The following is a 14,083-nucleotide window of genomic DNA, read 5'->3' as shown; positions in this document are numbered from 1 at the left end:
CTCTTTAATTAGTTGGTGACGTTAAATTAAGAGGTGAGAGTGGGATCTCAAAGCCAGCTTGCTTTAAAGCAGAGAGATATTGGTCTAAAAGAGTTCGTTGGACTTTAGCTTGGGCACCATTTTTTGTATAGGCGATGACACGAAAAACAAGGGCTCCTTTTCCTAGATCGACCACACCTAAAATATCAGGACCTTTGATGATCTCAGGAAGAGTCGGACTGATCTTTTGATTGACAGCTTCAATGACTTTTTTCATCTCAGCATTTGTTTTTTTAGGATCTAATCGAATGTCGATCACAGCGCGCATATCATTGCGAGACATATTGCTGACAACTGTGATACTTCGATTAGGGATGAAATTTAAAGTTCCATCATCACTTACGACTTGGGTAGTTCGTAGACCGACGGCATGGATCGTACCGGTGATCGAGTTGATCTTAACGACATCTCCGACAGAAAATTGTTGTTCTAGCAAGATGAAAAAGCCAGTTACGATATCTGTCACAAATCCTTGTGCTCCTAGACCAAGTGCGACACTGACGATCCCAGCACTTGCTAAAAGGGTGCTAACTGGGATCCCTAAAAGGGAAAGAACAGCATAAAAGTAAAAAAACAAAATACAATAGTGGAAGATATTTTGGGTCAAGGTATAGATCGTACCTAATCTTCCGAGTGAATAGTGCGAATCTTTATTTTTAGCACTGGCAAAGCTTCGTTGGATAACTTTTTTACCGACCGAATGCAAAAGCAAGAAGAGTAAAGAGATCAAGACTAAAGAGATCGTTGTCATGAGGATCTTAGTAATAATGTTGTCCCAATTGATATTTTTTATGTAATTATCTAAAATATTCGTTTGTTTAGCTACTTGCTTAGTAACATCAGAGGAGATACTTTTCTGTGATGTTGTTAAAAATGAAGAAAATAACATAGGCTCAATCCTTTATTTTGGTTTACTGTAACTATGATAGCAGATTTTTGACATGGTTTTGGCGTTATGATTGAAGTTTTTTTGATTGAATGATATTCTAAAGACAATGAATTGATCATGGAGGTAAAAAAATGACGATAACCTTTGGGCAGATCGCTGGGTTGATCGCAGCTTTAGCATTTTTGATCTTGGTCGTGTTCATTTGCGCTGTTCTAAAACAATTAGTAACAACGGTCAAGGAGATGAACAGTAGTATCCAAGCTTTGACCAAAGATGCCTCAAGTATTGCAGGCAATGTGGATCAATTACTTGAAAAAACGAATGTTTTGATGGATGATATCAATCACAAATCGACTGAACTTGATCCGTTGTTTAGGACAGCGGCTGAATTAAGTGAAAGTGTCTCTGATCTTAATACTGCTAGCCGTTCAATGGCTGAAAAGATCACGCGTTCCACTGAAAATGCTGCTAAAGCAAGTCTTGCTTTACGCTTTGGAAAGATGGCAGCTGGTTTTTACCAACGTCATAAAGATAAACGAAAATAGGCTTACTTTAGCTAAGCAGTGATATTCGCAAAAAGATCGATGTAACTCGGATATCTAGTGTTTCAAATGGGGTTTTAAAATAAAGACCGACAGCAAAGTATTTTAAAGAAAGGAAGATCTATAAGCTTTTTGGGGTTCTTGTGAACTTAATTACATCTTATAGAGCGTGAGATATTATGGGTAAAAAATTATTATTTGGTTTAGGCGCCTTAGTAGCGGGAGCTGGAGTAGCTGCTGCAGTGACAAAAAAATTGACGAACGAACAAAAAGATAAGTTAGCAATGAAGTTAGATGAAGCTGTTTTGAACGGACGCGAGAAAGCTTTAAAATATAATCAATACATGCAAGATTATCTTGAGGATAAAGGGATCGACTCTTTGAAAGATAAAGTTGTATCTCGGGCAGATGAACTTAAAAATGACCAAGCAGTTAAAGAGGCCTTTGCCTCTTTAAAGCAAGCAACAGCTGATCTTAAAGAACGGTTAGAAGCGACAAAAGACAAATTTGAAGATCTTGCACAAGAAGATAGTGCTGATGACTGGAATGATGATATCGTGATCGATGGCCGTTCTGCTTTTGGAGAAGCTAAAGATCAACCTTATGAACGTCCAACTGAGACATTTTACCCACATAACAACTAGTTTTTTAGAATGATTTGATGGTAAAAAAGACCGATAGAGCTAAATGTTACGAACTCTATCGGTCTTTTTGTCAAAATGATCTATTTCACTGGTAAAACTAAAAGTTCTTTTGGTGTGTGGGTGAAAGCTTCACAACCATCTTCAGTGATATATACACAATCTTCGATCCGTACTCCAGCAACTTGTGGAATGTAGATCCCTGGTTCGATCGAGAAGCACATGCCTGGTTCTAAGACAAGTTCATTTCCTTCCATGATCGATGGAAATTCATGGTCGCTTTGACCGATCCCATGACCTAAACGATGGATGAAGTATTCGCCATAACCAGCTTTAGTAATAATATCCCGTGCGATCTTATCTAATTCTTGCGCAGTGATCCCTGGACGAGCGGCAGCCATAGCAGCAAGTTGTGCTTCAAGACAAACTTGATAGATCTCAGCTGATTTTTGATCAACTTCACCAAAAGCAACAGTCCGTGAAGCGTCAGACATATAGCCAGCATATTCGACTCCTAGATCAAATAAGCATAAGGCATTTGGTTTGATCAGATCTGCTTTAGGTGCACCGTGCGGATCGGCAGCATTGGCACCACTTTGAATGATCGTATCAAAGCTCATATGCATGATCCCGTTTTTCTTCATCTCATATTCGATCTCGGCCACGATGTCTTGTTCTGTACGTGAAGTTGAGAGTGCTTTAAAGCCAACTTCAAAAGCTACATCAGCCCATTTGCCAGCGACTTTGAGTTTTTCGATCTCGGCAGGCGTTTTGAAGAGCTTTTCATGCTCGATCAAACTGGAGATATCACCTGTAAAGGAAGCTTCTGGGAAATTGGTCTTTAACTTTTCATAGCGTTCGACTGTGAGAGCATTTTTTTCTAAAGCCCATTTTTTAGGAGCACTTGTCAAAGCAAGGATATGTTTTTTGATCAAAGCATAAGGGTCCTCATGATCAAGGTAGCCGTAAACAGGATAAGGCCATCCGGCTTTTTTAACAGCTTCGACTTCTAGAGCTGGGGCAAAGATAAAAGGATCTTTATCGGGGAAAATGAAAAGTGCCAAAGTCCGTTCGATCGGATCACTACCAAAACCAGTAAAATATTGGATATTGTGCCAATCGCTAACATAAGCGATATCGAATTTATTTTGTTCGAGCCAGTTTTGAACTGTCGTAAGATGTGACATAAGCATATTGCTATATAAAATGTGAACAAATAAGCAGGTGCATATTTGAAGAAAGGTCATATAGTTTTCCTTTCTTGTTGATTTATTTGCGGTCAAGTTGGGCTGAGCTGTTCTTAATACCACTTCACATTTTTGACTTCCTTATGGCTAAGAAGCAAGCAGCTTGGGCCAATGATCGTAAATCGTCTTTATTATATCATAGTTCAAACTAGAGCTTGTTTTTACGATAGCTATAATGAAAGAGAAATGAAAAAGATGTAGTTAAAATTCGTGAAACGCTTGCAATTAGTTAGAAACTTTGATAAATTAAAAAGCGTCGAATTGAAAACGATATTGAAAATAAAATTTATGAGAGGATAATATCATGGAAAAACAAACGATAACGATTTATGATGTGGCACGTGAAGCAAATGTTTCCATGGCGACTGTGTCTCGGGTCGTTAACGGAAATCCTAACGTTAAACCAGCAACACGTAAGAAAGTTTTAGAAGTGATCGATCGTTTGGATTACCGTCCAAACGCAGTTGCTCGTGGTTTAGCAAGCAAAAAGACAACGACCGTTGGGGTCATCATTCCAGACGTGACAAATGTTTACTTTTCTTCATTGGCACGCGGGATCGATGATGTTGCATCAATGTATAAATATAATATTATCTTGGCCAATTCTGATGGTAACGCGCAAAAAGAAGCTCAAGTATTGAATACTTTGTTGGCGAAACAAGTTGATGGGATCATTTTTATGGGCAATAACTTGACTGATGAATTACGTGCTCAATTTGCTCGAGCTAAGACACCGATCGTTTTAGCTGGTTCAGTTGATGCCAAAGAAGAAGTTGAGAGTGTTCATGTGGACTACGTGGCAGCTGTAGAAGAGGCGGTTTCTGATCTCTTGAATCACGGTAATAAACGTGTTGCCTTCATCTCAGGACCTTTACAAGATCCGATCAATGGTGAGTTCCGGCTCAAAGGTTATAAACAAGCTTTAGCAAAACATGGGATCGAATATGATCCAGAATTGATCTTTGAGACAGATTATAGTTACCGTTCAGGTGAAGTTTTATGGCCGGCCTTAGCGTCTGCTAAAGCCACAGCTGCTTATGTTGGGGATGATGAATTGGCTTGTGGCGTTTTGAATGGGGCTCAAGATGCTGGAGTTAGCGTACCACAAGAATTTGAGATCGTTACAAGTAATAATTCAAAATTGACTGAGATCGTTCGACCACAGCTTTCGTCGATCACGCAACCGTTATATGATATTGGAGCTGTTTCGATGCGTTTCTTGACAAAGATGATGAATAAAGAAGACATGTCCGAAGACAAGAAAACGATCGAACTTCCATATGGCTACATCAAGCGCGCTTCGACAAAATAAGGAAAGTAGACGGGTAAGTTTGACTTACTCGTTTTTTTGAAAAGAGGATCTATGCAAAAAAAGAAAGTGATTCAAAATTTATGTTTAGGCGGAAGTCTGTTATTGCTCGCGATCTTGTTTGTCAGTTCTTCGATGACCTATAAGCAACAAACTTCGGTCCCATTTTTAGAAAAATATTTGACAAGCCGTCCTTTGGAAACGTTTCTTTCACATATCTCGTTTGATTACGCTGGTAAAACGATCAGTATCCAAGCTGTTGGCTACTATAGATTTGTCGAATTTTTTATACGAAAAGCTGCTCATTTTGGAACTTATTTCTTACTAGCAGCATTTACTTATCTGGGACTTGTTGGACGTCTTAGTTCAAAAAAAGCGTTTATGAGTGCATTTATTTTAGCTGTGGCTTATGCAAGTTTTGATGAATTTCATCAGATGTTGACAGGCGGAAGAACGCCGTTAGTTCAGGATGTGCTCCTAGACTCTTGTGGGGCTTTATGTGGGATCTTAGTCATCAAAGCGATACTTGCGTATTATCAAAGACGGAAAAACGCAATGCGTGCGCTTGCAGATAAAAAGTAATTTTGATAAAATAGACACGGCTATATTGCTAAATTTTACTTTTCGGAAAGAGGTATTTAGAAATGTCAGGACATTCAAAATGGCATAACATCCAAGGGCGTAAAAATGCCCAAGATGCAAAACGTGGAAAAATTTTCCAAAAAATCTCACGAGACCTATATATGGCTGCAAAGAGTGGCGGTCCTGACCCAGACGCCAACCCACAATTGCGCCTTGTAATGGAAAAAGCTCGTGCTGCTAATATGCCAAAAGACAACATCAAACGTGCTCTTGATAAGGCTACTGGTGCAAATGGTGCTAACTATGAAGAAATCACCTATGAAGGTTATGGTCCTGCAGGGGTAGCGATCTTAGTGCATGCTTTGACAGATAACCGTAACCGAACAGCGTCAGCCGTACGTACAGATTTCAACCGAAATGGTGGGAACTTAGGTGAGACAGGCTCAGTTAGTTTTATGTTCGATCGCAAAGGTTACATTGCGATCGTACGTGAAGGTCTAGATGTTGATGAAGATCAAATGTTTGAAGATGTGATCGAAGCTGGTGCTGAAGATCTCCAAACTTCAGAAGAAGTTTTTGAAATCTATACAGAGCCAAAGATCTTTGAAGATGTAAGAGATGCATTGCAAGCTAAATATGATCTTGATTCAGCTGAGATCACAATGGTACCACAAAATACAGTACCAGTGCCAGAAGATAAAGTTGAACAACTTCAACGTTTGATCGATCGTTTAGAAGATGAAGATGATGTTTCTGAAGTCTTTACATCTGCTGAATTTCCCGATGAAGATTAAATAGATCAAAAAGGCCACATTTTAGTGTGGTCTTTTTTTGTGCAATTAAAGTAGTAATATTTTATCTAAACAGATATATTTCCTCGTTAACTTTTGCTTAAGCCTTTGTTGTCTAAGAGGGGGCAGATATATTATAATGTTTACAGACAAAAGTACGGAGGATCAATAATGGTAAATAGAGTAACAGTTCTAGGGAGCCTAAATGTCGATCATATTATGCAGATCAAACGTCTACCATTACCAGGTGAAACGATGACGATGACTGATAAGCAGATCGCAGGTGGGGGTAAAGGATCTAACCAAGCGATCGCAGCTGCTCGTTCTGGTGCAAGAACAGCTTTTATCGGGAAAATAGGAGCTGATGAGCAAGGAAAGCTGATGCGTACTTATTTAGAAGATGCAAAGATCGATACAAGTAGTGTCACTTTGGCCGATGCTGAGACAGGACAAGCCTTTATTTTATTACAAGAAAATGGTGAGAATAGTATTTTAGTCTTGGGGGGAGCCAATCAAGCTTTGACTGCAACAGATATCGAAGCTGCTAAACCAAAGATCAAAGACTCTGATTTTTTGATCACACAATTTGAAACACCGATCGAGCAGGCGATCAAAGCCTTTGCTTATGCTAAAGAAAATGGTGTTGTGACGATCTTGAATCCAGCCCCAGCTAAACGGGTCCCAAAAGAACTTTTGGAAAATGTTGATCTGATCGTGTTAAATGAAACTGAAACTGAGATCTTGACAGGCATCAAAGTAGTGGAAGAAGATACATGGCGTGCAGCCGCTGAGAAATTAGCTAAATTAGGGGTCCAAAATACGATCATCACGCTTGGAAGTAAAGGGGCCTATTATAAGACGAGTGAGGCTGAAGGGTTTATTAAAGCTTTCAAAGTTACAGCTGTTGATACAACAGCTGCTGGCGATACTTTCTTAGGTGCGTTGAGTTCACAATTAGATCGAGATCTGACTAATATTGCTGAAGCGATCGTTTTTGCTAGTATGGCCTCTGCCTTAGCAGTTCAAAAGATCGGTGCTATCCCATCGATCCCAAGACTTGAAACAGTTAACGAAGCACTTGGTTCTGCAACAGATTACTAAAAATACTTGATAATTCCGGCTAAAATGATAACTATTTTAGACGGAATTTTTTTGTTCAAAAAAATCTGCCTTTTTGCGTATTTATAAAGTGAAGGGAGGAAAAGAAGATGCGACTGGCAGATGAATTATTGCAACAAGCGTTTGCTAAACGGGCTGGAGATATTTTGCTCTTGCCAGGGGGAAAAGATTACATTGTCAAGTTTTTTTGTCAAGGCACCTATCAAATGATCACTAAGTTAAAAAAAGCTAGTGCACAGCAGATGATCGCGTATTTCAAATTTCAAGCAAATATGATGTTAAGTGAACAACGTCGCCCGCAGCTTGGTGCATTGACAGTGACTTTGGCGGGGAATGAGATTTTTTTACGTTTATCAACAGTCGGTGATTTTTTAGGAAGAGAGTCACTAGTGATCCGTTTGATCTACCCACTAGAGCGTGCAACTAAAAACTTTCTTGATCTGAAACAATGGTCACGGTTAGAGAATGTCTGTCAAAAAAAGGGGTTGGTCCTCTTAGCAGGACCGATGGGATCAGGTAAGACAACGACAATGTACCAACTAGCTAAAAAACTAACTGATCAACAAGTAATGTGCATTGAAGATCCAGTTGAGATCAAAGACGATTCTTTTTTGCAACTTGAAGTAAATGAGCCTGCACAGATGAGTTATGAAATACTGTTAAAGGCAGCCTTAAGACATCATCCCGACATCTTCATCATCGGCGAGATCCGTGATACACAAACGGCACATATTGCCTTGACGGCAGCTTTGAGTGGTCATTTAGTTTTAAGCACGGTCCATGCAATGAGTGCTACAGGGATCTTGACTCGTTTAGAAGATCTAGGGTTGGCGAAAAAAGATGTTTTACAAGTGACGCAATGCTTTAGTTATCAACGACTTTTACCCCTCAAAGATGGCACGCAAGCTGTTTTGTTTGATTTAATATTTAAACAAGAATTTAAAACAGTCTTTCGGAGTGAAATGACGATGACAAAAGAATGGAGGGATGAACTTGAACGATCGGTTGCAGAAGGTAAGATCACTAAAAGAACGAAACAAGCTTTTCTTGAAGGATAACAAGCGCTGGCCACTAAAACAACAAGCCGAATTTCTGAGCACTTTGGCTGAATTATTAGCTGCAGGTTTTTCTTTAAAACGTTCGTTAGATCAACTAAGAGTTTTCTTTAAACATCGAGGTGCTGAGCAAGTTATGGATAAATTAGCTGCAGGTAGCTCTTTTAGTGTGGCTATGAAGGAGTATTTGACGCCTAGCTTATATTGTCAATTAGTGATCGCAGAAAAACATGGTCAATTAGAAAAAAGCGTTACTCAGTTAGGGCGTTATTTGAATCTTCGGATCGCGCAACAAGAAAAGCTTCGAGCTGTTTTGCTCTATCCGTTCTTACTGTTAAGTCTTTTGCTTTTCTTATTACTTGGGATCAAAATGTGGCTAGTTCCAGAGATGCTACAATTTGCCCCTGATAAAGCAACTGGGCTGGTCAAGCTAGGATTTAAAAGTAGCAGATTTATTTTAGGTGGTGGGGTTCTTATTTTTAGTGGTTACCTTTTAAAGACGCTATATTGGCTCAAACACTGTGCGGTCTTGGATCGCCACAGCTGGTATAGTTGCTTACCGCTCGTAGGAAAACTTTATCGTCAATATTGTAGTTATTATATGACATTTAACTTAGGTCTCTTGATCGAAAGTGGGCTTGAATTTCAGCAGATCTGTCAGTTGTTGCAAACATTTGATAAAAAAACTTTATTACATCAATTAGGCAAACTCTTAGCTAGAGAGGTATCACATGGAAATAATTTTGATGACCTTATCTCACAGTATCCATTTATTCCAAATGAGCTGAGTGCTTTTTTTAAAAAAGGAAAAACAAAAGCAGAGTTGGGGACAGATCTGATGACTTATGCACAATTAGCTTATAAACGTTTGCTTTATTTGACAGATAAGATGATCGCTTGGGTCCAACCCATATTTTTTATCGTGATCGCGATGATCATAGTTGGGACCTATTTAGCCTTGTTACTTCCAATGTATTCTAGTTTAGAAACACTGGGCGCTTATTGATAAAAGAAGGATCAAACATGGAGAAGAAAAAGGTTGAAGCATTTACTTTATTAGAGATGTCAGTTGTCTTATTCATTATTAGTTTGTTGATCTTGATCATCATCCCCAACATTACTAAACAGCGGACAAATGCTGAAAATGTCAATACACAAGCATTGCAAGCAGAGTTAAATACGCAAGCGCAGTTGTATGCTGATGAAAAAGATGTGGCTTTGAATAGCATTGCTCCTGAGCAACTTGAAAAAGAGGGCTATTTGACGGCACGACAAGTAAAAGAAGTTGAAAAGCACCATTTGAAGATCGGAAAGCAGGAATAGTAATGCAACTCAAAGGATTTACCCTCTTAGAAACAAGTCTTGTTTTATTGATCAGTTGTTTTTTATTTTGGCTAGGGTTTACATTGGATCAGCAGACTGTCGAAGCTTTACGTGAGGAAGATTTTTTTCGAGAGTTACGTGCTGAATGGGCGGGACAATTTTATCGAGCTATCCAAAAAAATTATCCAGTCAATGTCATTTTTTTAGAAGACCATGTTTCTTTTTTTCAAGGTGATAAACCAGAGAAAGTCATCAAATATCCCAGAACTTTAAAACATGTAGGTCCTCCCAGACAATATTTATTAAGTGGTACTTTAGCCGTACATCCACAAACAGAAATATTTCGATCTACTTTAGGTAAAAACTATTCGCTAAGATTCCAGCTGGGGTACGGAGGACAATATCGGATCGTTGAAAAGAAACATGCTTGACTGTTACTGAAAATGTGATCGAATATAGTATGTATGCGTAAGAAAGATAAAATGTGAAGCGAATATATAAATTCAGTGCAGTCAATGTGATTTATGAGAACATAGCTGTTGATGGTAGTAAAAATCAAGAGAGGAGGAGCTATATTTCTTTCCAAATAATATGATCATCCGATGGAAAAGATCATGTTTGTTCACATTTTATATAGCCAGAAAATTATAAGTGAGAGCATTCTTATTGGCGGATGCGTGTAGTGGGATGTTTGTTTTAGTGATTGTGTCCGGAATGTTTTGTGTGACGCAGTTACGTTTACAAAAGGCTGAACACCAAGCGCAACAAGCATTAGTTTTAGAGCAAAAACTTTTGTATGAAAGTGGGCGCTTAGCTCAAAAGTTAAGCCAAAAAGATCAAAAAAGAAAGGTCGAATTAGTTGTTGAAATGCATCAGCAAAAGAGTTCATTTAAGTATCTACCTAAAAACTAAAGCTTTTACTTTGAGTGAAGCAGTTGTGGCGCTATTCATATGTGCGTTAGGTTTTTATTGGTTGCTAGATCTAAGTAACGTTTTACACCAAGAAAGACATGCTGATGAGAGAGACGATCGTTTTGAGTGGGAACGGTTAGTCAGTTATTTGAACTCAGAGAAAGCTCGTTTTGTGATCGATCGGGTAGGAGAACATGATTTTATATATAGTGAATTGAGTCAAAAACATTATGAATTGCACCAAAAAGATGAACGACTTATTATGAGTACGGTCGAAGGTGGCGGTTATATGCCATTGTTGTATGGAGTGACAGCTTTTTCTTATCAGATCGACAAAAATACGCTGATATTACACGTTAAGATCCATCAAGTTCATTATGAAACAAAGATTTTTTTAAAACGAAATCTATCGAGCTGAGAGGTGGGAAATGCGGAAAAAGACATTGACGGGGACGTTTTTAAGTACCGCGCTTCTTTTCTTATTAGGGGTAAGTATATTATTTTACACGCAATTAAGACTTTACGAACAGCATGTTAGTTTATATCAAGCTCAAAAGCACTATTATACAGCTAAAGCTTTGGATAAAGTAGCTCAAGGGATGCAGATCAGTGAAGCGCAGACATTATTTTTTGATCGGGGAACTGTGACAAGATATAAAGATCATGATCTAGTTGAATTGAAGACTGGACAAAGTTATATGATGTGGTTTGCAGACGAATGAAAGCCTGAACTTAACAAAAGTCTTTTAGATGTGTTAGAATGTTTTAGCGTAAAACTGAATATTCATAACTAGTTCTACCAAAAATAGAGAAGAGATAATTTTGTTAGGGTGTGGAAAATGGCTTTAGAAAATATTGAAAAAGAATTTCAAGTGATGAATGAAACGATCACTTTGTTACAAGCTGATCTTTCCTGTTCAGCATTAGATGCGTTGATCGAATCTTTCGATAATCTTTTAGCAGGAGGGAAGATCCAGATCGAAGATGGACTTCCGACCGAGAAAACGGTAGCTAAGTTAAAAGAACTTTACCAAAAGATCGATTTAAGTAAGCTTTCAAGTGAAGAAAAAAGAGCATTGTTCCAATTAACGCTCTTACAAGCATATAAGAAAGAAAAAATTCAAGCAAATCATCAAATGACCCCTGATACGATCGGTTTTATTATTGCTTATTTGATCGAAAAATTAGTTAAAGATCAAAAAAACAAAAGTTTATTAGATCTTACTGTTGGTACAGGTAATTTGCTTTTAGCTGTGACGAGTACGTTGGCTAAAAGTGGTTTTGAAAATTTGAAAGTTTATGGGATCGATAATGATGATACGATGTTATCTTTGGCTAGTATTGCTACCCAATTAGTGGGTGAAGATGTTACTTTATATCATCAAGATGCGTTAGCACCCTTAGAGGTCCCTAAAGTAGATATCGTGATCGGGGATCTACCGATCGGCTATTATCCATTAGATGAGCGGGTCAAAAGTTTCAAATCGGCTTTTGATGAAGGGCATTCATACGTGCACCATCTATTGATCGAGCAAGCTTTGTTGAATTTAAATGATGGTGGTTGGGGGATCTTTACAGTTCCAAGCCAATTATTTGATGTACCTGAAGCTAAAAAGCTACTAGGTGTCATTCAAGCTGAAGGATATCTTCAAGGCTTTCTAAACTTACCTGAAAAATTGTTTATCAATAAAAAATCGCAGAAAGCTCTTTTGTTGATCCAAAAGAAAGGTTCAAAGTCTAAGCAAGCTAAACCGATCTTATTAGGTGAGTTTCCGTTGTTGAAAAATCGACCTGAATTTTTGAAATTTATGGGTGAGATCGAAGCTTGGCAACAAGCGAATTTTAAATAGTGACGCTTGAGTGTAGTTTGATTTCTAATTTAAATATAGAGCTAGGAAAAACTTTCCTAAAAGCGCTAGAAAGTATCGCCTTTAAAAGGCATGCTCTGTAGCGCTTTTTTTATGCAATAATATGCTAAAGTTTAAGGTTAGAGGCTGACAGTTCAGTAAATTTATGAGACTAACATTTAAATGGAGCGATATTGCAACAGATCTAACTGTGTTCACTTATCTGCTACATAATCCATAATTTGGTGGCTCAGGTTCATTTTTAGATGAATAAAATTCAACTAAAAATGAAATAGTTGAATTTTACTTGATAATAAATTTAAGCTAAACTAATTGTATGAAATATTAAAAGGGAGATTTTTATGGAAAATGAAGAACAATATGCACGTGGTTTAAAAAGTCGCCATGTGCAACTGATCGCATTAGGTGGGACGATCGGAACGGGACTTTTCCTTGGTTCAGGGAAATCGATCCAATTAGCTGGACCGTCGATCGTGTTAGCGTATTTGATCACAGGGCTCATTTGTTTTTTGTTGATGCGGGCCATGGGAGAATTATTATTATCTGATCTGAAAACACATTCGTTTATTGATTTTATTGCGCGATATTTAGGAAAAGATGTGGGTTTTGTCACTGGCTGGACTTATTGGATCTGTTGGATCACGATCGCTATGGCTGACGTAACAGCAAGTGGGATGTATATTCATTATTGGTTCCCTAATATTCCAGAATGGATCCCAGGATTTGTGATCCTTGCGATCTTACTTGGGTTGAATTTGATCACCGTTGCTCTATTTGGTGAGACAGAGTTTTGGTTTGCGCTGATCAAAGTTATTGCGATCATTGCTTTGATCGGCATTGGGATCGTTTTAGTTGCTATCGGTTATAAAACATCTAGTGGACAAGCTTCAGTTCAAAATTTAGTTGATTATGGTGGGCTCTTTCCAAGAGGTTTCGGTGGTTTCTTAATGTCATTTCAAATGGTCACTTTTGGGTTTATTGGGATCGAAATGATTGGAGTAACTGCTTCAGAAACGCAAGATCCTAAGACTGTTATCCCAAAAGCGATCAATGAGATCCCTTTAAGGATCATTATTTTTTATGTAGGGTCTTTGTTAGCTTTAATGTGCATTTATCCTTGGAAAGCGATCACCCCCTCGCAAAGTCCGTTTGTCCAAGTCTTTGAAAATATTGGGATCCCAGCAGCTGCGGGGATCATCAATTTTGTTGTTTTAACGGCGGCTGCTTCTGCCTGCAACAGTTCGATCTTTAATACAGGACGGATGGTTTTTTCATTGACCTATAAGGAAAAAGGACGTTTTGCTAAAAAAATGAGTCAACTTTCAAAGCATCAAGTGCCAGCAAATGCGATCAAGTTTTCTACGGCGATCATTGCTTTGACAGTTGTAGCTAATTTGGTGATCCCTAATGCCGCGCTCTTTACTTTCATTTCAAGTGTTGCCACGACGTGCTTTTTATTTATCTGGGGTGCGATCGTTTTAGCACATTTAAAATATAGAAAAGAGTTAAAAGCAAAACACCTTAAAAATGAAGTGACTTTTAAAATGCCTTTATATCCATTGTCTGATTATTTAGTTTTGGCATTTTTGATCTTTGTTTGTGTGATCATGTGCTTTGCAAAAGAAACTTTGATGGCATTATTAGCCGCTATCATCTGGTTTATCATCCTCTTTACAGTTAATCGCTTCCGCAAAAAGCGACAAAAACTAATGAATGATTAATTGCTTAAAAAAGAGATCTGAGCGGTCTCTTTTTTTGTTACCTTT

General features: G+C 38.2%; 17 protein-coding genes. 15 read left to right on the top strand and 2 right to left on the bottom strand.

What is annotated here, in order from left to right; all coding sequences use genetic code 11:
• Positions 1 to 4: 4 nt before the first annotated feature.
• On the bottom strand, positions 5 to 928 hold the full coding sequence (locus QFX10_RS00800) for a mechanosensitive ion channel family protein (protein ID WP_280606373.1): 924 nt from the start codon (positions 926 to 928) through the stop codon (positions 5 to 7).
• A gap of 131 nt (positions 929 to 1,059) precedes the next feature.
• On the opposite strand from QFX10_RS00800, the gene QFX10_RS00795 reads away from it, so the two are divergent.
• Together QFX10_RS00795 and QFX10_RS00790 are read left to right on the top strand one after the other, a co-directional pair.
• Positions 1,060 to 1,473 carry a DUF948 domain-containing protein gene (locus tag QFX10_RS00795; RefSeq protein ID WP_280606372.1) on the top strand — a complete coding sequence of 138 codons (414 nt, stop codon included), beginning with the start codon at positions 1,060 to 1,062 and terminating at the stop codon, positions 1,471 to 1,473.
• A gap of 176 nt (positions 1,474 to 1,649) precedes the next feature.
• Positions 1,650 to 2,114 carry a hypothetical protein gene (locus QFX10_RS00790; protein ID WP_280606371.1) on the top strand — a complete coding sequence of 155 codons (465 nt, stop codon included), beginning with the start codon at positions 1,650 to 1,652 and terminating at the stop codon, positions 2,112 to 2,114.
• Positions 2,115 to 2,194: 80 nt separating this feature from the next.
• Here the strand turns inward: QFX10_RS00790 and QFX10_RS00785 are convergent, their stop codons facing one another.
• Positions 2,195 to 3,298, bottom strand: a complete 1,104-nt coding sequence (locus QFX10_RS00785; protein WP_280606370.1) for a M24 family metallopeptidase — start codon at positions 3,296 to 3,298, stop codon at positions 2,195 to 2,197.
• A 364-nt stretch (positions 3,299 to 3,662) separates the two neighbouring features.
• On the opposite strand from QFX10_RS00785, the gene ccpA reads away from it, so the two are divergent.
• The 13 genes from ccpA (at position 3,663) to QFX10_RS00720 (ending at position 14,038) form a co-directional block, all read left to right on the top strand.
• Positions 3,663 to 4,670 carry a catabolite control protein A gene (ccpA, locus tag QFX10_RS00780; protein ID WP_280606369.1) on the top strand — a complete coding sequence of 336 codons (1,008 nt, stop codon included), beginning with the start codon at positions 3,663 to 3,665 and terminating at the stop codon, positions 4,668 to 4,670.
• A gap of 51 nt (positions 4,671 to 4,721) precedes the next feature.
• Positions 4,722 to 5,249: a VanZ family protein gene (locus QFX10_RS00775; protein WP_280606368.1), complete on the top strand. Its 528-nt coding sequence runs from the start codon at positions 4,722 to 4,724 to the stop codon at positions 5,247 to 5,249.
• Between the two features lie 62 nt (positions 5,250 to 5,311).
• Positions 5,312 to 6,043: a YebC/PmpR family DNA-binding transcriptional regulator gene (locus tag QFX10_RS00770; protein ID WP_280606367.1), complete on the top strand. Its 732-nt coding sequence runs from the start codon at positions 5,312 to 5,314 to the stop codon at positions 6,041 to 6,043.
• 168 nt (positions 6,044 to 6,211) lie between these two features.
• A complete protein-coding gene (gene rbsK, locus QFX10_RS00765; protein ID WP_280606366.1) occupies positions 6,212 to 7,141 on the top strand; it encodes a ribokinase in 930 nt (309 codons plus the stop codon).
• Positions 7,142 to 7,248: 107 nt separating this feature from the next.
• Positions 7,249 to 8,217: a competence type IV pilus ATPase ComGA gene (comGA, locus tag QFX10_RS00760; RefSeq protein WP_280606365.1), complete on the top strand. Its 969-nt coding sequence runs from the start codon at positions 7,249 to 7,251 to the stop codon at positions 8,215 to 8,217.
• On the top strand, positions 8,153 to 9,220 hold the full coding sequence (comGB, locus tag QFX10_RS00755) for a competence type IV pilus assembly protein ComGB (RefSeq protein ID WP_280606364.1): 1,068 nt from the start codon (positions 8,153 to 8,155) through the stop codon (positions 9,218 to 9,220). The genes comGA and comGB overlap by 65 nt, the downstream gene beginning before the upstream one ends.
• Before the next feature lie 17 nt (positions 9,221 to 9,237).
• A complete protein-coding gene (locus tag QFX10_RS00750; RefSeq protein WP_280606363.1) occupies positions 9,238 to 9,537 on the top strand; it encodes a prepilin-type N-terminal cleavage/methylation domain-containing protein in 300 nt (99 codons plus the stop codon).
• Between the two features lie 2 nt (positions 9,538 to 9,539).
• Complete coding sequence (locus QFX10_RS00745; RefSeq protein WP_280606362.1) at positions 9,540 to 9,968, top strand: hypothetical protein; 429 nt, start codon at positions 9,540 to 9,542, stop codon at positions 9,966 to 9,968.
• Positions 9,969 to 10,260: 292 nt separating this feature from the next.
• Complete coding sequence (locus QFX10_RS00740; RefSeq protein ID WP_280606361.1) at positions 10,261 to 10,449, top strand: hypothetical protein; 189 nt, start codon at positions 10,261 to 10,263, stop codon at positions 10,447 to 10,449.
• A 10-nt stretch (positions 10,450 to 10,459) separates the two neighbouring features.
• Entirely contained in the window at positions 10,460 to 10,867 is a 408-nt protein-coding gene (locus QFX10_RS00735) for a ComGF family competence protein (RefSeq protein WP_280606360.1), read from the top strand.
• Positions 10,868 to 10,877: 10 nt separating this feature from the next.
• Positions 10,878 to 11,171 carry a hypothetical protein gene (locus tag QFX10_RS00730; protein WP_280606359.1) on the top strand — a complete coding sequence of 98 codons (294 nt, stop codon included), beginning with the start codon at positions 10,878 to 10,880 and terminating at the stop codon, positions 11,169 to 11,171.
• Positions 11,172 to 11,288: 117 nt separating this feature from the next.
• Entirely contained in the window at positions 11,289 to 12,299 is a 1,011-nt protein-coding gene (locus tag QFX10_RS00725) for a class I SAM-dependent methyltransferase (protein WP_280606358.1), read from the top strand.
• Between the two features lie 359 nt (positions 12,300 to 12,658).
• Positions 12,659 to 14,038, top strand: a complete 1,380-nt coding sequence (locus QFX10_RS00720) for an amino acid permease (protein ID WP_280606357.1) — start codon at positions 12,659 to 12,661, stop codon at positions 14,036 to 14,038.
• The last annotated feature ends 45 nt before the right edge of the window (positions 14,039 to 14,083 follow it).

Source organism: Ligilactobacillus faecis (assembly GCF_029889745.1).
GTDB lineage: Bacteria > Bacillota > Bacilli > Lactobacillales > Lactobacillaceae > Ligilactobacillus > Ligilactobacillus faecis.
The sequence above is the reverse complement of the archived record's forward strand: the minus strand, read 5'-3'. Positions and strand labels throughout refer to the sequence as shown.